The sequence below is a fragment of the Bacteroidota bacterium genome, from assembly GCA_018816945.1.
Classification (GTDB): Bacteria; Bacteroidota; Bacteroidia; order Bacteroidales.
In genome coordinates, this window is record JAHIVC010000015.1 from 78,984 (window position 1) to 102,047 (window position 23,064).

Sequence of the window (23,064 nt, forward strand, 5' to 3'; positions counted from 1 at the left end):
ATGAAAAATAACAAACTAAGTTCACTGCTTGAATCTGACAAAAGGAATTTGCTGAGCATCTACGTAACAGCCGGATATCTGTCATTAAAGGATACTGGCGAGATCATCATGAATTGTGAGAAATCAGGTGTTGATTTGATGGAAATCGGAATTCCTTATTCCGATCCATTAGCCGATGGCCCGGTAATTCAACAGAGTGGACAAAAAGCATTGGATAATGGGATGACTCTTAAACTGCTTTTCGATCAACTCCTGAAGATTAAAACAACTGTAAAAATTCCGCTTTTGTTGATGGGATATTATAATTCGATACTTCAATTCGGAAATGAAAAATTTTGTAAGAAATGTCTGGAGGTCGGGATTTCCGGGCTTATCATCCCAGATTTACCCTTGGCTATTTTCAAATCAGAATTGAAGGAATTATTTGAACAATATGGGTTGCATCATATTTTACTGATCACCCCACAAACATCCGAGGACAGGATCTTGGAAATCGATCAAAATTCAACCGCCTTTATTTATGCGGTTTCTTCGGCAAGTACAACCGGGTCGAAAAACGGAATTTCCGATTCAACAGCATTTCTTGAAAAACTCGAAAAGATGGAATTAAAACACCCCATATTGACAGGTTTCAACATCAATAACAGAAATGCTTACCTACAAGCTTGCAAATATACCAGAGGCGCCATCATTGGGAGTTCATTCATAAAAGCAATTTCTGAAGATGGATCAATTGAACAAAACATTCACACTTACATCAAATCAATTTTAAAAAATGATCATACAATTAACGGATAATCTATCCGAAGCTGGCAAATTAGCGATCAAAAGGAGGATAAACGAATTGGGTTTTCAATCCACAGAAGTGAAGACACAGAAAAATAACTACCTGATATGTATCGGTAAGAATGAGGTTGATATTCGAATGTTTGGTCAATTAAAAGGGGTGGCAGATGTGCATCGTGTAAATGAAGATTATAAACTGGTAAGTAGAAAGTGGAAAGTGAGTGATACCACCATTAATTTGGGTGATGAAATCAAAATCAACAATGGATCTAAAACCATCATGGCCGGTCCATGTACTGTTGAGAGTGAAGATCAGATCAGGGACATGGTAAGCATACTTAAAAAGAATGGCGTAGGAATTATCAGGGGAGGGGTATTTAAGCCTAGGAGCTCGCCATATAGCTTTCAGGGGCATGGTCTCGAAGCCTTGAAAAGGTTTCATGCTGTTGCACGTGAAACAGGGATGAAAATTATTACGGAGGTGATGCAGGTAAGCCAGGTTGAACAGATGTATCCTTATGTTGATATATTTCAGGTCGGTGCAAGAAATTCCCAAAACTTTAATCTGCTTTCGGCCTTAGGCGAAGTGGATAAGCCCGTATTGATCAAACGCGGAATTAGTGGGAGTATTGATGAATTGCTGCAATCGGCAGAGTATGTTTTTTCAAGTGGAAACGAGCGGTTGATCTTATGCGAAAGGGGCATTCGTACCTACGAAAAAGCATACCGAAATACCCTGGATTTAAACGCTGTCCCCATCCTAAAAGAAAAAACGCATCTACCCGTAATCGTTGATCCTTCGCATGGAATCGGAATCCGGCGATTTGTTGAACCCATGTCATTAGCAGCCATTGCTGCAGGTGCGGATGGCCTCATGCTTGAAATTCATCGTCAACCTGAAAATGCGCTCAGCGATGGTTTTCAATCCTTGAATTTTGAAGAATTTGAAGCTTTGGTCACTAAAGTGAGGATGTTAAGTGATTTGACGTAGAGGTGATTGGGGATTATTATTGGGGTTTTGTTGAACTGTTTTCGCAAATGATTTAACGCAAAGATTCAGCAGTTGATCGATTTATTGGTATTTGGTTCAGGTAGAACCCTTAATTTCTTTAATTTCGTACTTATTCAAAAACCTAAAATATCAGTTATGAAATTTGCACTTACCCTTTTCCGTAAAGTTACATTTGTTCTGGTCACAACCACCATATTTATTTCATGTTCTCAAAATAAAAAATTAAGTATTGAAGAGCAGGCCAATAAAATTGCCCAAGAATCGATCATCATCGACTCTCACATTGATTTGCCGAATTGGCTTTTTGAGGAGTTTGATGATGTTTCAAAACTCGAAAATGCAAGCAATTTTGATTATCTGAAAGCCCAAAAAGGGGGCTTGGATGCACCATTCTTGGCCGTTTATGTTTCTCCTGAACTTGAGGGAAAAGTTGAAGCCATGGAAAATGCAAATCATCAGCTCGATCTTTTAGATCAGCTGTTTGCAAAAAATGCGAATAAGCTGGCAAAAGCACTTTCACCAGCAGATGTAAAAATCAATTTTAAAAACAAGGTAATGGCTATTCCTTTGGGATTAGAAAATGGAGCACCATTGATGGGAGATTTAAATAATTTAAAATATTTTTATGATCGGGGGATAAGGTATGTCACCATTGTTCATGGCAAATGCAATCACATCTGCGATTCATCATACGACTCAATCAGAATTTGGAATGGATTAAGCGAATTTGGAGAACAGTTGGTGAATGAGATGAATAAAATAGGGATGATTATTGATGTATCCCATGCATCCGACAGCTCATTTTATGAAATAATGCGAGTTTCAAAAGCCCCGGTTGCAGCAACTCATTCAGGTGTTAGATTTTACACACCCGGTTTTGAGCGTAATTTAACGGATGAAATGATCAGGATGATTGCCGAAAAAGGAGGGGTGATTGGGATCCCATTTGGTTCGGGGTTCCTTAGACCAGATGCAAATATTTTCCGGGATAAATACCATCTGGCATTTGATGAATTCCTTCACAATACTGGAGTAAACTACAAGAGTGAGGAAGCAGAAACATTTAACAGGGATTATTATAAGAAATATCCATATCCATATGCAAGTATCGATGAATTAATAGATCATATTGATTATGTAGTAAAGCTTGTTGGGCTTGATCATGTGGGTATCGGTTCTGATTTTGAAGGTGTGGGTGATAGTTTGCCCGAAGGGTTGAAAGATGTTTCGGGTTATCCGAATCTGATCGTAGGATTAGTGAAACGTGGTTATAGTGCAGAAGATGTTGATAAAATTCTGGGATTAAATTTCCTGAATTTCTGGCAAAGAGTAATTGATCATGCATCGCAAAATAAAATTTAAACAAAATGAGAAAAGTAATATTAGCCTTTTGCTTTTTGCTGATTATAACTAGTTCTTTTTCGCAAAAGGTAAGTACTTATTATTTAATCAGACATGCTGAAAAGCAAGTTGTGGATAATCCAAATCCTGAATTGACAGAGGAGGGAATTTTACGAGCCGAAAATTGGGCAATAATTTTTAAAGATATCAAGTTTGATGCAGTTTATTCAACCGACTACTTAAGAACAATTGCAACTTCTCAACCAACTGCTCAAAGCCAAAATCTGGAAATTACTCTTTATCATCCTACTAAAATTGATATTAAACAATTTTTAAAAGAGACGGAAGGCAAAACCGTACTTATTGTTGGGCATAGCAACACGATTCCTGTTTTTGTGAATAAACTGATAGAAAAGGAAAAATATAAAGATATAGAGGATGATAATTTTGGAAATTTATATATTGTTGAAGTAACAAAAACATTGAGAAGAGTTGAACTTCTTCACTTAAACTAAGATATTCATGTTCAGTAAAACTAAAAAAGGTGCAGGAATTCTGCACCTTTTTTAGTTTATGATTCAGTTAATCTTAAGGAGTTAACTGACCGGGATTTGGTTGTAAGTTTGGATTGGCTTCTAATTCATTTAATGGTATTGGCATAATTATAGCCCATGAATCGTAATTAATCGACCCAATGTTTATATGCCATCTTTTCAAATCATGCAATCTGAATCCTTCCCAACATAATTCTTTATAACGTTCCATTCTGATGATATCACGGGTGACTGATGTAAGTGGAGTTGTCAGTCCTGCACGTCCCCTTATCTTATTGATATCGGCAAGAGGCGTTGCTCCGGTCGATGTTCCGGCTTCAAAATTAGCCTCAGCACGGGTTAAGTACATCTCAGCCAAACGAATCATTGGCAAGTTCGTATAGTAGTTGCCCCACTTAATCGTATTTGTTCCACCAAAGTTAAGAATACCTCCAACTCCATAATAATACATGGAACTTACATCTGCGTGAGTATATGAGTCTTCCATATCGTCCGGCCCTTGATAACTTCCGCGTAAATCACCCGGTTCAAATATATTGAGGAATCCATCACGTATTTCGTAATCACCTCGGCCAGCGTCATTTAAGCTGGCATACATAACAGCAAGTGTGCCTACATTACTAGCCGTGTTATTTTGGAATGCAAAAACATCTTCTGCAACATTGCCTGCATTGTTATGAGCTAGTCTTGGGGTTGCCATCAGATTATAACCTCCTTGTTCGATTACCCTGCTTGCTTCAGTTGCTGCAGCAGCATAATTACCTTGTTGTAGGTAAACTTTTGCAAGAACAGCACTTGCGGCATAGGTAGATAGATTTGTGCCGTTTTGTCCATAAGGTGCTAAGAGTGTTTTTGCAGCAGTAAGATCTGCAATTGCTTGTGTATAACATTCCGAAACAGTATTTCTGGTTACATTAATGGCATCAGCAGCAACAAGCGTAGGAGTAAGTACTATTGGAACACCTAAGTTTGTATTATTGTTTGCAGGTGAAGTAAAATCAAATTGTTTGCCATAAAGTCTGGTCATTTCAAACAATAACCAACCTCTTGCAAGTTTGGCTTCTCCTTCAATTCTTGGTCTGATATTCTCATTTACAACTTCTAAGCCAGATAAAATTGTATTGATCATATTATTAACATAATATGCTTGATTCCAGTTACCACGTAAGTAAGTATTATCGGCGATGATTTCTTTATCAAAAAATTCCTCGGGTTGAGCATATGATCCAATAAAATGCATATCTGTAGTTGCGGCAGTTAATTCACTAAATTCGTTAAAGTTGCCACCCCATAAACTTGCACTTCTCATATTTTGATAAACACCTACCAATAGTGTTTCAATACTAGCCGAAGTGGCGAGAGCTGTTTCTGTATCGATTGATTGTTGTGGTTTAAGATCCAGTTGCTTGTCGCAGGATACCACCACCATCATTAACATTATTGCAAATAATGAAATGAGATATTTTATGTTTTTCATATCTAGTTTTTTTAGATTTTTTATGATAATAATTAAAATCCTACGTTTACACCAAAAGTAATCGTACGAGCCTGAGGAACAGTATAGAAGTCATTTCCTTGCGCAATATTAAAGGTTTGAGTTGTTCTTCCGGTCCCCGTATAATTTACTTCAGGATCCCATCCTGTATAATTCGTAATAGTTAAGAGGTTTACACCTGTTACATATAACCTGACTCTGTCCAGTTTAAGTTTAGATGTTATGCTTTTTGGTAAGTTATATCCAAAAGTTACATTTCTTAACCTTAAGTAAGAACCATCTGATAAATATCTGGATGATTCTCTGGTTCCGTTGCTTGAAGCAAATCTGGCTTCAGGAACGTCTGTAATGTCTCCTGGGTTTCTCCAGAAATTTAATTGATCTTTGGTTTGGTTATCCCACCAGTCACCATTAGCTGATTGATATTGACCCCCACCATTGTATATCATATTACCATAAACGAAGTTAAAGGTAAAGGATAGATCAAAGTTTTTATAAGACAAAGTATTAGTCATCCCACCAGTAAAATCAGGATTTGGTGAACCAACAACTTGTTTTTGGGCTGAGCCATAATTATTGGTCGTAGCGTCACTGGTTTCATCAATATAATAAAGTGCATCTCCATTGTCTGGATCAACTCCGGCATATTTGGTCATTACAAAAACGCCCATTGGTTCGCCTTCTCTTACTCGGTTAACGCCAACAATAATGTCAGGTCCATTGATATTTACAATTTCGTTATTATTAAAACCAATATTAAAGTCGGTTGACCATTTGATCACACCGGTTAAATTATTAGAATGTAGTGCAACTTCAAATCCTCTATTATTTAGTTCTCCAATATTTTCAGTTACGGAGGTGAAACCTGAGGTTCCTGGAAGGGTTCTGTTTAATAATAAGTTTGATGTTTTTTTGATGTAATAATCAATTTCACCGGTTACACGGTTGTCAAATAACCCGAAATCAATACCAATGTCCATTTGTGTGGTTGTTTCCCAAGCCAAATCAGGGCTCTCTAATTGAGTTGGTCTGATACCGGGGGTGCCAGCATAATTAACTCCTTGATATAAACCTAAGTGGTCGAAATCACCAATGCCAGAGTTTCCTGTAACCCCAATACTTGTTCTTAGTTTTAAGAAACTAATGGTGGATTGATCCATAAGGAAATCTTCGTTAGAAATAATCCATCCCATTGAAGCTGCTGGGAAGAAACCATATCTGGCATTCTTACCGAAACGAGAAGAACCGTCAACTCTACCACTAAGTGCCACTAAATATTTATCACTTAATTTATAATTTGCTCGGAGGAAATAGGATAAGTAACTATAAGCAGTTTTAGTTGTTGAAAAACTAGTTACTTCAGTAGCACTGGCCAATGTTTGGAAATCATCACTTGGGAATCCAATTGCGTAGATGTATTGAACATCGGTATTGGATTTTTGAAATGACATACCGGCTGTAGCAGAAATTTCATGCTTTTCATTAATGGTTTTTGCGTATGAAAAGTAGTTATTGGTATTATAATTTGCGACCCTAACAGTTCTGGCTTCACCTTCACCTGCTGGTCCGGAACCAATAGTAAGCCTTCCGTAGAAGTTATTTTCTCTTTGCTCCAGAACATCTAATCCAAATTCAGAACGGAATGAAAGTTCAGGTGTAATTTGATAGGCAGCATAAGCATTAGAGAAATTTCTGAAAACAACGGTGTTTTCATGCGAATCTCTGGCTGAAATTAATCCATTATAATAGATTGTTCTTGTGAATAATTCTCCATTCTCATCATAAGCTGGTTGCATTGGTGATAGGGCTACTAATTGAAGCGGAGTAGCAAATGCATTGTCGTTAGCAACTCTGTTTGTTTCAGATCTGACAGTATTTGTAGTAATGCCAAATTTTAGTTTGTCAGAAGCTTGATGGTCAATGCTAACTCTTCCACTAATTTTGTTATAATCATTCTTTAATAAAATACCAGTTTGGTCATCATAGGTAAAACCTGCATAAAATGTAGTTTTTTCATTACCGCCACTTGTGGAAAAATTTAATCTTTGTGATCCGGCGTTCTGAAAAGCAAGACTTTGCCAATCAGTATCATGTCCACCATCCCATCCTTTAACGTAACGGTTGAATAATCCGGGAACATCTAACCAATCCCATAATAATCCAGTATTAGGATCATAATCAGGGGAACGGTGAATAGCCTCAGTAAATAAATCAAGATATTCTTCAGCGTTTAACCATTCCCTTAATCTTGATGGCTCGCTAAACCCAACTGAATAATCGAGGCTGAAATTGGTTTTTCCTGATTTTCCTGTCTTTGTGGTAATTAATACAACCCCATTTGAGGCTCTTGAACCATAGATTGCTGCTGCAGAAGCATCCTTTAAAATTTGAATTGATTCTATGTCGGCAAAGTTAATGTCTGCCAATGGGCTTGTTGGTTGATTATTACCAACACCTTGGCTGGTTGCAGTAATTGGCATTCCATCAACGACATATAATGGCTGATTGTCAGCAGAAACAGAAGATGACCCCCTAATTCTCATTTTAATTGATTCACCAAGTTTACCACTTGATTTCTCAATAAAAACGCCAGAAGTTTTACCCTGAATTGCTTCTTCAAAGCTAGGTACTGGAATATTTTTCAACTCTTCTGTATTTACTTTTACAATGGAACCTGTTAAATCACGTTTAATTTGAGTTCCGTATCCTACAACAACAACCTCATCCAGACTGGCCATTGATGGATTCAACACTACATTTATGACAGATTGATTTCCAATTTCAATCTCTTGTGCTGTCATCCCAATGAAGGAAAAAATAAGTGTAGTTGCATTTTGTGGAACACTTAAACTGAATTGTCCTTGAACATCAGTCGTTGTTCCAATGGTAGGCATCCCTTTAACAATAATATTTGCTCCGGGTATACCTAAGTTATCCTCGGATGAGGTAACTTTTCCTGAAATTACCCGATTTTGCGCATACAAGGATTGTGAACCTACGAATGCAAAAAATGCAAGTAAAAAGAAGATTTTTTTCATGGGTTGATTTTTAAGTTAGTAATAATTTAATAGATAATATATTGATGTTTGTTGATGATTATTGATATTTCGAAGATGTTTTTGTAAGGCAAATTTATTAAATAAAAAGTAAATTGCAACTACTTTTTCAATTAAGAACCTCATGTAGCCATTAATATAATGGTATTTCATTATAATTCAGTATTTATAATTAAATAATCCATAAGTAATAATTACTGACCAAAATTGGTTTTACATAACCAAGTAGATTAAATTGATAGGGGAGTAAAATAAAACTATGCACAGAACTATAACAGTATTATTATTTATTGTGAAAGAGTGCCAGATTGAATTGCTCGTTTAGTATTTCAGTATTTAGATATTGTTCGTTGAAACAATCCGCTTCTCGTTTTTATATACAGGTATAAGCTCAACATTATGTTTTCTGAGTTCGAATTTTGCTTTTTCAAGATCTTCGGTAAACCCAAGAAGAAATCCACCTCCACCTGATCCACATAATTTTAAGTAATATGCGGAAGTATCCAAACCAATATTCCATATTTCCTTAAAAGTATCGGGGATCATTGGTTCCATGTTTTTAAGTAAAAACTTTGATAAGCCCCGAAGATTTTTGAAAAATTCTTTTGTTTCCCCTTTAATAAGCGATTTGATGCAATTATTATTAAACGGGATCATCTCATCTCTTATCGATTTATAAAAACTATGCTGTTTACATTGCTCGAAAAACAGTTTCACAAGCGGTTCTGTCATGCCAGCCTGACCTGTGTTTATCAGAAAAATTGCCCCCTTTTCATTATATTTATTTCGAGGAATTCCTACGGTGGAAAGATTAGCTTTTCCATGAATGATGATTGGGTGCTTTAAGTAACAATTTAATGGATCAATACCCGAGCTAACTCCGTGAAAATAGGATTCTAATTGTGCCAATATTTTTTTTAAGTTTAAAATTTCTTTTTTTGATATGTGACGACTATTTGGGATTTTGTTCTGTCCGTATTCGTTGTACAAGGCCGCGCATAAGGCCCCGGAACTGCCTATCCCAAATCCTTGTGGTATGCTCGATTCAAAATATAATCCTTTGCCGATGTCTTTTTTAAATGATGCTAAATCAAATTCAAAGATTAATTCTCGGGCATCCATTAAATTTTGAAGATATAAACTGTATTTTTTTAATTGACGGTTCGATTCATAAGCAAACTCAAGATCGGTATATTTATCCTCGTTGATAAAACTTAGTTCGCCTTTAAAATGAGCATATGGGATAGTCAATCCCATTGAATCGCAAATCACACTGTATTCGCCAAATAGCATTATTTTGGCGTAAAAAACTTCTCTCTTATCGTTCATAATATGCTTTATTCAGTTCCTTCGGGCCTTTGCCCATTTCATCAACTATCCAATTATCCGACTCACAATATACTAATAATTCTGACTTGATAAATTTGGTTATTTCTTCTTTATTTGATTTAGGATATAATAGGTGGATATTTGGCCCTGCATCTAAAGTGAAGCATAATTCAAACCCGCTCTCATTTCTGAAATGCCTGATTTTTTCAATAATTTTCAAGCTGTTTGCTTCAATCAGCATATAGGAAGGGTTTGATGTCATCATCAAAGCATGAAGGCTAAGAGCCTCTGTTTCGCAAATTCGAATAAAGGATTCAAAATCGCCAAGTTTTAATGCGTTAATTAATTGGGTGCTGTGTTGATTCGCCTGTTCAATTCGTGCTTCTTTATAGGGATGGAGGCTCATTAATTGATGTCCGGCGCTACTCGATATTTTTTTCTGTTTAGAACTCACAATCAGGATCGAATCCTGAAGATCATAAAAAACAGGATGAATCTCAGATAAAGAAATCGCATATTCGTCAGATGAAGATTGAATTGCACCTGTTTTTCCCCATAAAGAAAACCCTGCATAAACCGATCGACAAGCACTGCCGGAGGCTAGCCGTGAAAAGTAACTCGCCTTTTTTAAAAACTCATCTTTCGAAAGTTGTTTTTCTTTATGTTCAATGGAAAGAAGGCATAATACCACTGAGCTCATTGATGATGCCGATGATGCTATTCCGGTGGAATGTGGAAAAGTGTTTTTGCTTTTAATGCTGAGATGATATTGCGTGAGCAGTTTAAATTCGGATTTAATTTGAGTTAAATATTTTAAAATCTTATCTTCAAAAGCATGGTTTCTAATACCTTCAAAATAAAAATCTAATGATACTTCGTTAGAACTTTGTTTGGCTGTGTAAACTATTTCTGTTTCAGTAACAGCATTCGAAAGGCTAAAGCTTATAGATGGATTAATAGGAATTTGAATTCCTTTTTTACCCCAATATTTAACGATGGCAATATTTGATGGACTTTGCCATTTTACAGAATTTTCCGTTTTCGTTAAATGATCCATTTGCTATTTAATTATATCAGAATATTTAAAAATAGTGTTTAATCCCTTCTTTTGAAAATACGCTTTTATCCATGAAAAATCATTTTTGCTCGAAGCCATCATCATAAAATCTCCACCCCAGGCTCCCAACGATTTAATCTCTCCATCAAAATCTTTAAACCGTTCTTGTTTTATTGGTTTGAGTTTCAGAATCGAAGACATTATATTTTCGTGAGATTGAATACATCTGCTAAATTCATCTAAAGAACTTGTATGTGCCATGATTTCACCCATTTGTGATATTTCACTAATCATGTTGGATGAAGGTTTATCCAACTCTCTAAAATCTACAACACTTTTTGAAGTATTTTGTTTTCGGCCTGTATAAGCAAAGTATATATAATCTTTAAATATTGGATCAAACGCAGCTTTTTCAACGGAGATTTCATTTTCAGTTCGTTGGTAAAAAATAGGTTGATCAGCCGATGCACAAGCGATATCATATCCCGAACCTCCAAAGGTCAGGTTTAATAATTTGAAAGGATCGACTTTAGCCCAACCAGCAATATTATTCACAAGGGTAGAACTACTTCCCAGTCCCCATGTTTTATTAAAATCAAGATTTGTGCGAATCTTGAGATTTTGTTCTTCTTTCAGGAAATCAGGATTTAATTTTTTGGCTTGTAGAAGGCAATTGAGCAATTGATTGGCAATCTTCAAATCTGATCTTTTTTGTATGGAAAAGTCATCGACGCATACTTCCATTTCAAACCATAATTTGTTGTTTTCAAAACTATTCCATCTAATAGTTTTTTGCTCACTTATTGGAAAATGTTCAACCATCAAATCTTGGCCTAATTTTAATGGAAGAGCCAATGCCTTTGCCCCATAAAGAACAAGGTACTCGCCACTCAGGAGTAGTTTTCCATTCGAATAGAAATATTCTTGTTGCACGGGTTCGATAGATGTAATTATTGTCGAAGGCTTGCCAGAAAGTCACTCACTTTTTTAACGGATACCTTTTCTTCCTTAAAAAATTCTCTTGCTTCTGATTTTTCCACCTCCGTGGCATGATATTGATTCAGGATATTGAACAAATGCATTTTCATATGGCCCTGCTGAATGCCTTTTGTAACCAAAGATTTGATGGCACCGAAATTATTCGCCAGTCCTGCAGATGCCATAATCATCATTAAATCTTCGGCATTTGGATTTCCCAATAATTGTAATGAGCGCTTTGCAAGCGGATGCAATGTTGTTAAACCGCCAATTGTGCCAAGTGCTAAAGGAATTGTCAGCGAGTATTTGAAATGATTATTGTCAATTATAATATCAGTAAGACTTTTGTACTTTCCGGATCGGGCAGCAAAAGTATGTCCGCACGCTTCAATTGCCCGAAAATCGTTTCCTGTTGCTAAAGCTACGGCATCAATTCCGTTAAAAATACCTTTGTTATGAGTGGTTGCGCGATGAGTGTCGATATGTGCAATTTTAACTGCTGTTTCGAATTTCTGCGCAAATACCTCGGGTAACATGTCTATATCAGCATTTTTCAGTCTTTTGACTTCACATTCAACCGTAGTTTCAACCAAACAATTGGGGGTATAGTTTGAAAGGATCGAAATGATGATATTGCATTCTTTCTCCTCCGGACTAAAGTCAGGATTATTAGAAATGTAATTTTTTAAGATCTGCGCAAATTCTTCGAGGCACGAATTGATAAAATTAGCACCCATTGAATTTTTAGTTTCGAATGTTGCTTTTAACTGATAATAATTTTTTAGTTCAGGAGTCAGATCAATTATTGCAATATTTGTGATTCCACCGCCTCTTTCATCCATGCGGGAAGTAATGTGTTTGGTTCCCTGAATTAGTTCTTCCTTTAATGAAGGTAAATGTTTGTTTAATTTTTCAATGTTCCCATTCCATAAAAAATGAACTTGTCCAATTTTCTCAGTTGCAATTATTTTTGATTTAAAGCCTCCTCTTTCTGCCCAAAACTTTGCACTACTTGATGCAGCTGCAATTACCGAACTTTCTTCAATCACCATAGGTACCATATAATTTTTAGCATTAATCATCATATTGGGTACGATTCCAAATGGTATGTAGAAATTAGAAATGGTATTTTCACTAAACTCATCAAAAAGTTTTTGTGTTTTTTTGTCGGGATGCCAAAAAGTCTTAAGCTCATTTATTGCCAGATTTGAATCCGGGAAATAACTGGCCACCAATTCCAATTTTTCATCTTTTGTAAGCTTCGAAAATCCTTTGATTGTATTGTTAAGATACATAGATTGATTTTTGTCTTTATGCTAATTTAATATATATGCTTATTTTCGGATGCAAAGATAATTGTTTTATTATAATGATGGAACGTTTCTAAATAAGGTTTTTCGATTGTTCAATGCCAGTCTTATTTTCGAAGGCTTATGGTTAATAGCATTCTAATATCATTTGTATTAAATTTTACTAGTCTTTATTTTCTGGAGATACATAAAAAAGCCGCCCAAAAACTGAACGGCTTTTTGCTATCTTATTTTGGGGTTTGTTAGTACATTCCACCCATACCGCCTGGCATTCCGCCACCCATTGGCATAGCAGGTGCAGCGTTTTCATCTTTATGTTCAACCAAAACACATTCGGTTGTAAGTAACATTCCGGCAATAGATGCTGCGTTTTCAAGAGCAATACGTGCTACTTTAGTAGGGTCGATAACACCTGCTTCATACAAGTTTTCGTAAACATCAGTTCTTGCATTGAAACCAAAATCACCTTTTCCTTCCGAAACTTTTTGTACAACAACAGATCCTTCCATTCCTGCATTTTCAACAATTTGGCGAAGTGGCTCTTCCAGGGCTCTCATTATAATTGCAATACCTGTTTCTTCGTCGTCGTTAGCACCTTTTAAGTTTCTGATCGATTCGATTGCTCGTAAGTAAGCAACACCCCCACCTGGAATAATTCCTTCTTCAATAGCCGCTCTGGTTGCATTCAATGCATCGTCGAAACGATCTTTTTTCTCTTTCATTTCAACTTCACTTGCAGCACCAACATAAATAACTGCAACACCACCGGCAAGTTTTGCCAATCTTTCCTGAAGTTTTTCTTTGTCGTAATCGGAAGTTGTTGTTTCGATTTGAGCTTTGATTTGATTTACCCGTCCATCGATATTGATTTTTTCACCTTTACCGTTAACGATGGTAGTGTTGTCTTTATCAATTGAAACTTTGTCGGCTTCTCCTAGGAATGAAAGATCTGCATCTTCCAATTTATAACCTTTTTCTTCTGAGATAACGGTTCCTCCTGTTAGAACGGCAATGTCTTCCAACATTTCTTTTCTGCGGTCACCAAAACCTGGAGCCTTAACAGCTGCAACTTTCAATGAGCCTCTGATTTTATTTACAACCAATGTAGCCAAAGCTTCTCCGTCGATATCTTCGGCAATGATAATAAGTGCACGACCGGTTTGAACTGATTTCTCAAGAATCGGAAGCAAATCTTTCATTACACTGATTTTTTTATCATAAATCAAAATGTAAGGATCTTCGAAAACAGCTTCCATTTTTTCTGTATTGGTTACAAAGTAAGGAGAGATATATCCTCGATCAAATTGCATACCTTCAACAACATCAACATAGGTCTCAATTCCTTTTGCTTCTTCAATGGTAATAACACCTTCTTTTTTTACTTTGCTCATCGCCTCAGCAATTAGTTTGCCAATGGAACCATCGTTATTAGCCGATATAGATGCAACTTGTTCAATTTTTTCAGTACTGTCGCCAATTTGTTTGGTTTGTTGTTTAAGAGATTTTACAACCTCAATAACAGCCTTATCAATACCACGTTTCAAATCCATTGGATTTGCGCCGGCAGTAACATTTTTCAAGCCTTTGGCAACAATGGCCTGGGCTAAAACAGTAGCGGTAGTTGTGCCGTCACCGGCTTGATCATTGGTTTTCGAAGCTACTTCTTTTACCATTTGGGCACCCATGTTTTCAACAGGGTCCTTCATGTCAATTTCCTTTGCAACAGTAACACCATCTTTTGTAATAACGGGTGAACCGTATGATTTTTGGATGATAACGTTACGGCCTTTAGGTCCTAAAGTAACCTTAACTGCATTTGCAAGTGCGTCAACACCTCTTTTTAACCCATCTCTTGCGGGTAGGTCATATAAAATATCTTTTGCCATTTTTACTGATTTTTAAAATTAATAATTAAACGATAGCAACGATGTCGGATTCGCGCATAATCAAATAGTCTTTTCCTTCAACCACTATTTCTGTTCCACTGTATTTTCCATAAAGTACATTGTCACCTACTTTAACGGTCATTGGTTCATCTTTTTTACCTGGGCCAACGGCCAGTACGATACCTTTTTGAGGCTTTTCTTTTGCTGTGTTGGGGATGATGATACCACCCGCTGTTTTTACTTCAGCAGCAGCAGGCTCGATGATAACTCTATCTGCCAGAGGTTTAATGTTTAATTTTCCCATTTTTTTTATTAGTTTATATGTTTGCAATATTATTTCAATACGTCCAAAGTCATTTGCATATTCTGTGCCAAGTCGATATTCAAAAAAAAATGTCAGATTTTTATGACAATCTGACATTTTCTTTAAGATAAGAATCTTTTATTTTTTCTCCTCTTCACGAGGTGGTGGAGCTTGATAATCTTGAACCGGCAAACTAGCTGGTTGTGTATTGTTAATCTGGTCCCTTAATTCCGTATCAACTAAGTTTTGTGTTTCAGTAGATCGTGGGATAACAAATATGGTGGATAAGCTCAGAAATAATAATACAATGGCCAGTGTCCAGGTGGACTTTTCTAGAAAGTCAGCTGTTTTGCGTACGCCCATGTATTGATTTGATCCTGCAAAGTTTGAAGCAAGACCTCCTCCTTTTGAGTTTTGAACAAGAACTACCAAGATCAATAAGATGCAGGTGATCAGAATTAGAACCGATACTAGAATATATGTGCCCATTGTTTTTTATTTTTCAGGTTATTGAATTTCTTTTTCTATTTTTTCAATTTGGGCTGCAAAGTAACTGCTTTTTTCCGGATATTTCAAGCTTAATTTGCGATAAATTTTAGTTGCCTTCACTTTATAGCCTTGATCGTAATAAATTTTGGCGAGTGTTTCGCTTACAATATTTTCCTGGTCGACAATACTTTGTTGTGCTAATTCAAGAGGATTGTAGAATGCAGATTGATGACGGGTTATGCTTGGAGAGGTATAAATGAACTGATTGATGAGTTCATCCCGGCTTTTTGATTTGTTCTCATCTTTTAATCTTTCTATTTCTATTGTTGGTTTTGTTTCAGTTTGAATTATAGGTTTGCCCTTAGCTTCTTCTTTTGCACGTTCAATTTCGGCTAACTTCTTTTCAATTCTGGCTTTCAATTCCTGAATCTTTATCGAATCCCGTTTTATTTTTTCGTCAAGTTCCTTATCGATAACGTCAGCTTGTACATCTTTAACTTTTTCAATAAACTCATCCGGAAATTCCACATTTTCAAGTTTATCGCTAAGTAGATCAATATGCATTTTAAGCATTTTGCGATCAGCTACTATTGCAGCATTTTTACCAAGTTGCGATTCGAATTGAATATTCCTCTCTTTGAAAAAATTTAAACTTAAAAGGGTTTCAATGGAAGCACAATAGGGATAATCCTTTGATAATTGCTGAAGTAAAACTGCAGATTCTGCATTAAGCCTGGATGGCTTGTTTAAATACTCAATAAATTGTTCTCTTTTCATCGTATGAAATGTTACCAATTTACAACAGTTGCGTTAAAAATGTCATCAACCAGAGCCTCAACAATAACATCAATTAATGCATCCTGAACATCCACAAAGTTTTCTGAACTTGGATAATCTTCATAACGGGTTATCTTGCTGCTTTTAAAATCTTTTGAAGGATCGTAAAAATTTACAAAGTTAACTTCAAGGGTGATAGTCAGACGGTTTAAAGCAGCTGTTTGGTCAGGTTGGATCGCCAGTGGTTCTGTTTTATATTCAGTTATGGTTCCTTCAATTTGCAAATCACCACCCGATTCAGTTATGTTTAATTGCGTTTGAGATGAAAAACGGTTTTTTAATTTGTCTGTTAAGATCTGGCCTAAAGATGGTTCTACAAGGGTCGCTTTGTTTTCAAAATAAGCAATGTTGATGGTTTTTGCTTCCGCAGGAATTGATGCCCCGCTGAATGAATATATTCCGCAACTCCCTAAAGATAAGACAATAAAAGCTAGAAGCAAAAGTGTTATGTTTTTGTTTAGCATCGGTCTATTTTATATTATATTCTTTGATTTTTCGGTAAAGTGTACGTTCAGATATCCCCAATTCATCGGCTGCATTTTTTCTTTTTCCTTTGTGCTTTTCAAGGGCTTGCCTGATCATTTCAATTTCCCTTTTTTGAAGCGATAAGGATTCTTCGACTAACTCTGAATGCTGAATGGGTTCATTTATATTTTCATCTACCCTTTGTTGAATTTCAATTTTATTCAATTCAAACGAATCATTGTCATCCTGATATAATTTTTTAATGAGCTTGGCATTATTTTCAGCACTGCTAATTTCTCCATTTTCAACAATGTCGAGTACTATTTTTTTCAAGTCATTGATGTCTTTTTTCATATCAAAAAGCACCTTATACAAAATATCACGTTCCGAAAAATCTTCCTTTTCCTTGCTTGTTTTGTAAAGAACCGGCAAATCACTTCCAACACCGTGTGGTAAATATTTTTGGAGGATTGTAGCATTGATAAAATGTTCTTTCTCAATGATTGAGATCTGTTCTGCGGTATTTTTTAATTGGCGAATATTTCCATTCCAGCGGTAATTGGTCAGAATCGTAACTGCCTCCTCATCCAATTGCAAAGCAGGCATTCTGTATTTTTCGGCAAAGTCGGCCGCAAATTTCCTGAATAATAGAAAAATATCATCTTTACGATCACGTAAAGGCGGAACGAAAATCGGAACTGTGTTCAGTCGGTAAAATAAATCCTGACGGAATTTTCCTTCGTTGATGGCCCTCGGAACATCAACATTTGTGGCCGCAACAACCCGTACATTGGTTTTAATCACTTTTGAAGAACCGACTTTCATAAATTCGCCCGTTTCCAAAACGCGTAGAAGCCGAACTTGAGTCGAAAGCGGAAGTTCAGCGACTTCATCCAAAAAAATGGTGCCACCGTTAACTACTTCAAAATATCCTTTGCGCGATTCGTGTGCACCCGTAAATGAACCTTTTTCATGTCCAAATAATTCTGAGTCGATGGTGCCTTCAGGAATAGCACCGCAGTTTACGGCAATGTAAGGACCATGTTTACGTGAACTTAATTGATGGATGATTTGAGGAAAAACTTCTTTCCCTGTGCCACTTTCACCCGTAATAAAAACAGTGATATCAGTAGGAGCAACCTGTCGGGCCACATCAATTGCCCTGTCTAAAAGAGGAGAAACCCCTATGATCCCGAATCGTTGTTTTAGTGCTTGAATCTCCATTTATTAAAAAATTTCTTTCGATGAACGCTCATAATGATTGAACACCGCGATATGCAAAGTTAGGGAAAAAACATTCCCTAATCAAAAACATGCTTTAACTTAACGGTTTAGCCCTTTAATTTATTTTCGGATGCTTGCATTCAATTGTTGCTCGAATGCAAGCATTAGTTTATTCATGACTTTGTCAACTACCTTATCGGTCAATGTTTGATATTCATCGCGTAAAGTAAAACTCAGGGCATATGATTTTTTACCTTTTTCAATTTTATCGCCTTCATAAATATCGAATAGTGAAACAGATTTTAGAAGTTTCCGTTCTGTTTTAAAAGCAAGGTCCTTAAGCGATTCGAATGTAACTTCTTTATGAAGCATGAGTGCCAAATCACGACGAACTTCCTGGAATTTTGGAATTTCGCAGAATTGAATCTTGGATTTGCGGACAGCTTTTGAAAGTTGATCCCAGCTGAAATCAGCATAAAACACCTTTTGCTTAATGTCAAATTGTTTCAATATTTTTTTCGATAAGGAACCGAAGGTAACCATCTCTTTATTGTTTAGTTGAATGGTTTGTCCATATTCAAAAAGTGCATCGATATTTTCATTAACCTGAATGTTGGAAAGATTAACATCCAAGCGTTTCAGAATTTGATGAACGAAGAATTTTAAAGAATAAAAATCAACTTGACGTGATTCTTGCAGCCAATTTTCGGGAGCTACTTTGCCACTTACAAAAACTGCCAGATGTTTTGATTCATGAAATTTATCAAGCGCATTTGCCGAATTGATTTCAGCATTTGATTTTGAATAAATTTGTCCGAATTCATAAAACTTAATATCCGGATTTTTACGGTTCTGATTATATTCAATCGATTCAAGACCACCGAAAAGGAGGCTCTGACGCAATACATCTAAATCACCGCTTACCGGATTTAAAACTTTTACGTTCTCTTCGGCTTTGTATACTTCCTGTTTTTTAAAATATTTTGAATTGATCAAGGAATTATTCATGATTTCAAAAAACCCGTTATCCGACAAAAAGGCCGAAATTTGATTCTGTAAAAGTTCTTTACGGTCTTGCTCGTCGCTGTAAGAAAGTGAAGAATTGAGACTCTCGGAATATTCAATATTATTATACCCGTAAATTCTTAAAATTTCTTCAATGACATCTGCTTCACGGGTAACATCCACTTTGTAAGTCGGGATGAGCAAATTCAATCCAAGCTCGGTTTCATCAATAATTTCGATACCCAGATTCACTAAAATGCGTTTAATCACCGATCGGTCGATACATTTACCAATGAGTCGATCAACATTTGCATATTTGATTTCAACCGTCCATTTTTGGATGGGGGAAGGATATATATCAACAACATTACTAGTGATCTGTCCCTCAGCCAATTCTTTAAATAACAGACAGGCCCTTTTTAATGCATATTCTGTCATATTTGGATCAGTTCCGCGCTCAAAACGAAATGAAGCATCGGTTTGCAATCCATGAAATTTTGAAGTTTTCCGAATGGTTGCCGGATCAAAATAAGCACTTTCAAGAAACAGATTGCTTGTTGTGGCAGTAATTCCGGAACCCAATCCTCCGTAAACTCCGGCCATACACATGCCTTCGGTCGCATTGCAAATCATCAAATCGTTTTGATTTAAGGATCGTTTCTGCTCGTCAAGGGTAATAAATTTTGTGCCTTCTTTCAGTTTTTTAACGATCACTTTATTGCCTTGAATAGCTTCTGAATTAAAAGCATGAAGTGGTTGGCCCGTTTCAAACAATATAAAATTGGTGATATCAACCACATTATTTATGGGTTTCAGCCCGAGTGTTTTTAAAAGGTTTTGCATCCATGCCGGAGAAGGTTTTACTTTTAATCCGCTTACTGTAATGCCTGTATATCTGGGACAAGCCTGAGTATCTTCAACAACAATTTCGATTTTTCGGGTCTCGTTATCAACTTTAAAATCGGCAATCGATGGTATTTTAAGTTTATAATTATGATCGGGGTAATTATTATTTAATACCGCAACCAAATCCCTTGCAACGCCAATATGCGAAGTGGCATCGGCTCGATTGGGAGTAAGCCCGATATCAAAAACATAATCTTCCTCAACTCCAAAATAATCTTTTGCAGGTGAACCAATTTTAGCATTTGGATCGAGAACCATGATTCCGGCATGTTCTGTTCCAAGCCCAAGTTCATCTTCGGCACAAATCATCCCTTCGGAAGTTTCACCCCGTATTTTTGATTTTTTGATTTCAAATGATTCGTTTCCCATGTAAATCATGGTGCCAACTGTGGCAACCGGTACTTTCTGACCTGCGGCAACATTCGGCGCTCCGCAAACGATGGATAAAAGTTCTTTGCCCCCGATATCAACAGTTGTGCAGGATAGTTTGTCAGCATTTGGGTGCTGGATCCTAGTTTTTACCTCACCAATCACAACCCCTTTTAATCCGCCTTTTACCGACTGGATTCGTTCGAAGCTTTCAACCTCCAGACCGCAATCGGTAAGTAAAACGGATAATTGTTCAGGCTCAATATCAAAGTCGACGTAACGTTTAAGCCAGTTATAAGAAATCTTCATTGAAATTAATTTTGTTTAGGTCGGTAAAAGTAAGGAATTTCTCCTTTTTATGGATGAAATTATTTAATGAATCGGAAACCAGATCATTAACAAAAGAAACAGATGACATTTTTATTAAAATTAAGTTATTGGCAGTATGAATGGGGTGTCACCCTGCAGAACTTTAACTAATTAAGCCCCAGTTTGGTTTATTCTTAAACATTTGGATCAGTTGATTTTTTAAGGGTTTGTTCGATGGAGTTTCTAAATTAGGGTCCTTATCCAGAATTTCATTGGCAAGATTTCGGGCATATTTTAAGATTTTTTCATCTTTAATGAGGTCAGCAATTTTTAAATCCAACACACCGCTTTGCTGTGTTCCTTGTAAATCACCGGGGCCCCTCAGCCTCAGGTCGGCTTCGGCAATTTCAAATCCATCGCTTGAGTTTACCATGATTTCAAGCCTTTTTTTGCCCTCGGCAGTTAATTTATAACCCGACATCAAAATGCAATACGATTGGTCGGCACCTCTTCCAACCCTGCCCCTTAACTGGTGAAGCTGCGACAGGCCAAAACGTTCGGCATTTTCGATGACCATTACCGAGGCGTTGGGAATATCAATCCCTACTTCGATTACAGTTGTAGAAACCATGATCTGGGTTTCGCCTTTGATGAATCGCCGCATTTCGTATTCTTTTTGAGCAGGTTTCATTTTGCCATGCACAATACTGATGGCATACTCAGGGAGCGGAAAATCGCGGCTAATACTTTCGTACCCATCCATTAAATCTTTTAAATCAAGTTTTTCCGATTCGTTGATTAAGGGATAAACAATATAAACCTGATTGCCCTGTTTGATTTGTTTTTTCAAAAACCCAAATAGCTTCAACCTTCCCGAATCATATTGGTGGATGGTTTTGATGGCTTTTCGTCCGGGTGGAAGCTCATCAATGACGGAAAAATCAAGATCACCGTACAAAGTCATTCCTAAAGTTCGGGGTATAGGAGTGGCAGTCATCACTAAAATATGAGGCGGAACATTGTTTTTTCGCCAAAGTTTTGCGCGTTGCTCCACGCCAAAACGATGCTGCTCATCAATAATTACCAAGCCCAGATTATTAAATTTTACGGCATCTTCAATTAAAGCATGCGTACCAATGAGCACATTCAGTTCACCACTTTGCAATTGTTCATGAATTATTTTTCGTTCGGCAGTTTTTGTTGAACCCGTTAAAAGTGCAAGTTTGATGTTCAATTTGTTGATCATGGCTTGTATGCTCTTAGCATGCTGAGTTGCCAGAATTTCAGTAGGTGCCATAATACAGGCCTGAAATCCATTGTCGAGGGCAATTAGGATCGACATTAGAGCCACGAGAGTTTTTCCGCTGCCCACATCCCCTTGTAAAAGGCGGTTCATTTGTTTGCCCGAACCTAAATCGGTACGAATTTCTTTAATGACCCGCTTTTGAGCATTCGTCAGTTCAAAGGGCAGATTATTGGCATAAAAGTCATTTACGTATTTACCAACATTTGTAAATACATTGCCTTTAATTTTTTGTGTACGGTTAATTTTATGACGTAAAAGTTTTAGTTGAATAAAGAATAGTTCTTCAAATTTTAAACGACTTTGTGCTCGCGAAAGTAGCTGAGGGTTTTTGGGGAAATGGATGTTTAGTAAGGCTTCTTCATGCGAAATTAATTTCAGATTGTTGATGATTTCCTTTGTCAAAGTTTCGCGAAGAACACCCTCAGACCGGATAAGCAAATTCCTGGTAAGGTTTCCGATGGCTTTATTTCCTAATCCTTTGGCCTTAAGTTTTTCGGTTGAATTGTAATAAGGTTGCAAACTTTCACCCAATCCTTCGTCTTCTTTTTCAACAGGCTCAATTTCGGGATGGGCAATATTATATTTGTTATTGAACAAAGTAGGTTTCCCAAAAACGATATATTCATTATTTTCTTTGATACTTTCTTTAATCCATCGGATCGAACGGAACCAAACCAGCTCGATGGAACCGCTATTGTCGGAAAGAATCGCTGTTAAGCGTGCAGCCCGTTGTTGGCCAATTTGCTGGATATTGGAAATTTTTCCTTTAAGTTGAATGAGGGTATTTGTGTTTGAGATATCCCTGATTTTGTAAATTTTACTCTTATCGATATAACGAAACGGGTAAAAGTTTAATAGGTCGCCAAAGGTATTAATTGCCAGTTCCAGCCTCAAAGATTGGGCTCTTTGAGGGCCTACACCTTTCAGGTATTCAATTGGGGTATCAAGGAAACTATATGACATTCAAAGGAAACTTTACAAAACAAATTTATGAATTTAGCTATCAAAAAAAAACCCCTCTCAATGGAGGAGTTTTTTAGGTATGT

Annotated in this window: 18 protein-coding genes; 4 read left to right on the forward strand and 14 right to left on the reverse strand. The window is 36.6% G+C overall.

Annotated features, from left to right (window positions below; genetic code table 11):
• From trpA to KKG99_02820, 4 genes are all read left to right on the forward strand, one after another.
• Positions 1 to 798, forward strand: coding sequence for a tryptophan synthase subunit alpha (gene trpA / locus KKG99_02805; protein MBU1011911.1), 798 nt, complete (start codon positions 1 to 3; stop codon positions 796 to 798).
• Positions 776 to 1,777, forward strand: coding sequence for a 3-deoxy-7-phosphoheptulonate synthase (gene aroF, locus KKG99_02810; protein MBU1011912.1), 1,002 nt, complete (start codon positions 776 to 778; stop codon positions 1,775 to 1,777). Before trpA ends, aroF begins: the two co-directional genes overlap by 23 nt.
• Before the next feature lie 156 nt (positions 1,778 to 1,933).
• Complete coding sequence (locus KKG99_02815; GenBank protein ID MBU1011913.1) at positions 1,934 to 3,160, forward strand: dipeptidase; 1,227 nt, start codon at positions 1,934 to 1,936, stop codon at positions 3,158 to 3,160.
• A gap of 5 nt (positions 3,161 to 3,165) precedes the next feature.
• Positions 3,166 to 3,654, forward strand: a complete 489-nt coding sequence (locus KKG99_02820) for a histidine phosphatase family protein (GenBank protein ID MBU1011914.1) — start codon at positions 3,166 to 3,168, stop codon at positions 3,652 to 3,654.
• 73 nt (positions 3,655 to 3,727) lie between these two features.
• Here the strand turns inward: KKG99_02820 and KKG99_02825 are convergent, their stop codons facing one another.
• The 14 genes from KKG99_02825 to recG form a co-directional block, all read right to left on the reverse strand.
• Positions 3,728 to 5,170 carry a RagB/SusD family nutrient uptake outer membrane protein gene (locus KKG99_02825; protein MBU1011915.1) on the reverse strand — a complete coding sequence of 481 codons (1,443 nt, stop codon included), beginning with the start codon at positions 5,168 to 5,170 and terminating at the stop codon, positions 3,728 to 3,730.
• A 32-nt stretch (positions 5,171 to 5,202) separates the two neighbouring features.
• Positions 5,203 to 8,226 carry a TonB-dependent receptor gene (locus KKG99_02830; GenBank protein MBU1011916.1) on the reverse strand — a complete coding sequence of 1,008 codons (3,024 nt, stop codon included), beginning with the start codon at positions 8,224 to 8,226 and terminating at the stop codon, positions 5,203 to 5,205.
• Positions 8,227 to 8,580: 354 nt separating this feature from the next.
• Positions 8,581 to 9,573: a mevalonate kinase gene (locus tag KKG99_02835; GenBank protein ID MBU1011917.1), complete on the reverse strand. Its 993-nt coding sequence runs from the start codon at positions 9,571 to 9,573 to the stop codon at positions 8,581 to 8,583.
• Entirely contained in the window at positions 9,563 to 10,630 is a 1,068-nt protein-coding gene (gene mvaD / locus KKG99_02840; protein ID MBU1011918.1) for a diphosphomevalonate decarboxylase, read from the reverse strand. The genes KKG99_02835 and mvaD overlap by 11 nt, the downstream gene beginning before the upstream one ends.
• 3 nt (positions 10,631 to 10,633) lie before the next feature.
• The gene (locus tag KKG99_02845) at positions 10,634 to 11,563 is read right to left on the reverse strand and encodes a GHMP kinase (GenBank protein MBU1011919.1); all 930 of its coding nucleotides are present in this window, start codon (positions 11,561 to 11,563) and stop codon (positions 10,634 to 10,636) included.
• Positions 11,564 to 11,580: 17 nt separating this feature from the next.
• Entirely contained in the window at positions 11,581 to 12,903 is a 1,323-nt protein-coding gene (locus KKG99_02850) for a hydroxymethylglutaryl-CoA reductase (GenBank protein ID MBU1011920.1), read from the reverse strand.
• Between the two features lie 257 nt (positions 12,904 to 13,160).
• Positions 13,161 to 14,804 (reverse strand): chaperonin GroEL, encoded by a 1,644-nt coding sequence (gene groL / locus KKG99_02855; protein ID MBU1011921.1) that lies wholly within the window; start codon positions 14,802 to 14,804, stop codon positions 13,161 to 13,163.
• Between the two features lie 25 nt (positions 14,805 to 14,829).
• Entirely contained in the window at positions 14,830 to 15,108 is a 279-nt protein-coding gene (locus KKG99_02860) for a co-chaperone GroES (protein MBU1011922.1), read from the reverse strand.
• Between the two features lie 138 nt (positions 15,109 to 15,246).
• Positions 15,247 to 15,597, reverse strand: coding sequence for a preprotein translocase subunit SecG (gene secG / locus KKG99_02865; protein ID MBU1011923.1), 351 nt, complete (start codon positions 15,595 to 15,597; stop codon positions 15,247 to 15,249).
• An 18-nt stretch (positions 15,598 to 15,615) separates the two neighbouring features.
• Positions 15,616 to 16,374 carry a hypothetical protein gene (locus tag KKG99_02870; protein MBU1011924.1) on the reverse strand — a complete coding sequence of 253 codons (759 nt, stop codon included), beginning with the start codon at positions 16,372 to 16,374 and terminating at the stop codon, positions 15,616 to 15,618.
• 11 nt (positions 16,375 to 16,385) lie between these two features.
• Positions 16,386 to 16,898 carry a hypothetical protein gene (locus KKG99_02875; GenBank protein MBU1011925.1) on the reverse strand — a complete coding sequence of 171 codons (513 nt, stop codon included), beginning with the start codon at positions 16,896 to 16,898 and terminating at the stop codon, positions 16,386 to 16,388.
• A 4-nt stretch (positions 16,899 to 16,902) separates the two neighbouring features.
• Positions 16,903 to 18,123: a sigma-54 dependent transcriptional regulator gene (locus tag KKG99_02880; protein MBU1011926.1), complete on the reverse strand. Its 1,221-nt coding sequence runs from the start codon at positions 18,121 to 18,123 to the stop codon at positions 16,903 to 16,905.
• A gap of 120 nt (positions 18,124 to 18,243) precedes the next feature.
• On the reverse strand, positions 18,244 to 20,712 hold the full coding sequence (gene pheT / locus KKG99_02885; protein MBU1011927.1) for a phenylalanine--tRNA ligase subunit beta: 2,469 nt from the start codon (positions 20,710 to 20,712) through the stop codon (positions 18,244 to 18,246).
• 163 nt (positions 20,713 to 20,875) lie between these two features.
• Complete coding sequence (gene recG / locus KKG99_02890) at positions 20,876 to 22,981, reverse strand: ATP-dependent DNA helicase RecG (GenBank protein MBU1011928.1); 2,106 nt, start codon at positions 22,979 to 22,981, stop codon at positions 20,876 to 20,878.
• Positions 22,982 to 23,064 lie beyond the last annotated feature (83 nt).

Excerpts from the sequence above, each read along its gene's own strand:
- trpA (MBU1011911.1), top strand. The coding sequence starts at position 1 with ATGAAAAATAACAAACTAAGTTCACTGCTTGAATCTGACAAAAGGAAT.
- aroF (MBU1011912.1), top strand. The coding sequence starts at position 776 with ATGATCATACAATTAACGGATAATCTATCCGAAGCTGGCAAATTAGCG.
- KKG99_02815 (MBU1011913.1), top strand. The coding sequence starts at position 1,934 with ATGAAATTTGCACTTACCCTTTTCCGTAAAGTTACATTTGTTCTGGTC.
- KKG99_02820 (MBU1011914.1), top strand. The coding sequence starts at position 3,166 with ATGAGAAAAGTAATATTAGCCTTTTGCTTTTTGCTGATTATAACTAGT.
- KKG99_02825 (MBU1011915.1), bottom strand. The coding sequence starts at position 5,170 with ATGAAAAACATAAAATATCTCATTTCATTATTTGCAATAATGTTAATG.
- KKG99_02830 (MBU1011916.1), bottom strand. The coding sequence starts at position 8,226 with ATGAAAAAAATCTTCTTTTTACTTGCATTTTTTGCATTCGTAGGTTCA.
- KKG99_02835 (MBU1011917.1), bottom strand. The coding sequence starts at position 9,573 with ATGAACGATAAGAGAGAAGTTTTTTACGCCAAAATAATGCTATTTGGC.
- mvaD (MBU1011918.1), bottom strand. The coding sequence starts at position 10,630 with ATGGATCATTTAACGAAAACGGAAAATTCTGTAAAATGGCAAAGTCCA.
- KKG99_02850 (MBU1011920.1), bottom strand. The coding sequence starts at position 12,903 with ATGTATCTTAACAATACAATCAAAGGATTTTCGAAGCTTACAAAAGAT.
- groL (MBU1011921.1), bottom strand. The coding sequence starts at position 14,804 with ATGGCAAAAGATATTTTATATGACCTACCCGCAAGAGATGGGTTAAAA.
- KKG99_02860 (MBU1011922.1), bottom strand. The coding sequence starts at position 15,108 with ATGGGAAAATTAAACATTAAACCTCTGGCAGATAGAGTTATCATCGAG.
- secG (MBU1011923.1), bottom strand. The coding sequence starts at position 15,597 with ATGGGCACATATATTCTAGTATCGGTTCTAATTCTGATCACCTGCATC.
- KKG99_02870 (MBU1011924.1), bottom strand. The coding sequence starts at position 16,374 with ATGAAAAGAGAACAATTTATTGAGTATTTAAACAAGCCATCCAGGCTT.
- KKG99_02875 (MBU1011925.1), bottom strand. The coding sequence starts at position 16,898 with ATGCTAAACAAAAACATAACACTTTTGCTTCTAGCTTTTATTGTCTTA.
- KKG99_02880 (MBU1011926.1), bottom strand. The coding sequence starts at position 18,123 with ATGGAGATTCAAGCACTAAAACAACGATTCGGGATCATAGGGGTTTCT.
- pheT (MBU1011927.1), bottom strand. The coding sequence starts at position 20,712 with ATGAAGATTTCTTATAACTGGCTTAAACGTTACGTCGACTTTGATATT.
- recG (MBU1011928.1), bottom strand. The coding sequence starts at position 22,981 with ATGTCATATAGTTTCCTTGATACCCCAATTGAATACCTGAAAGGTGTA.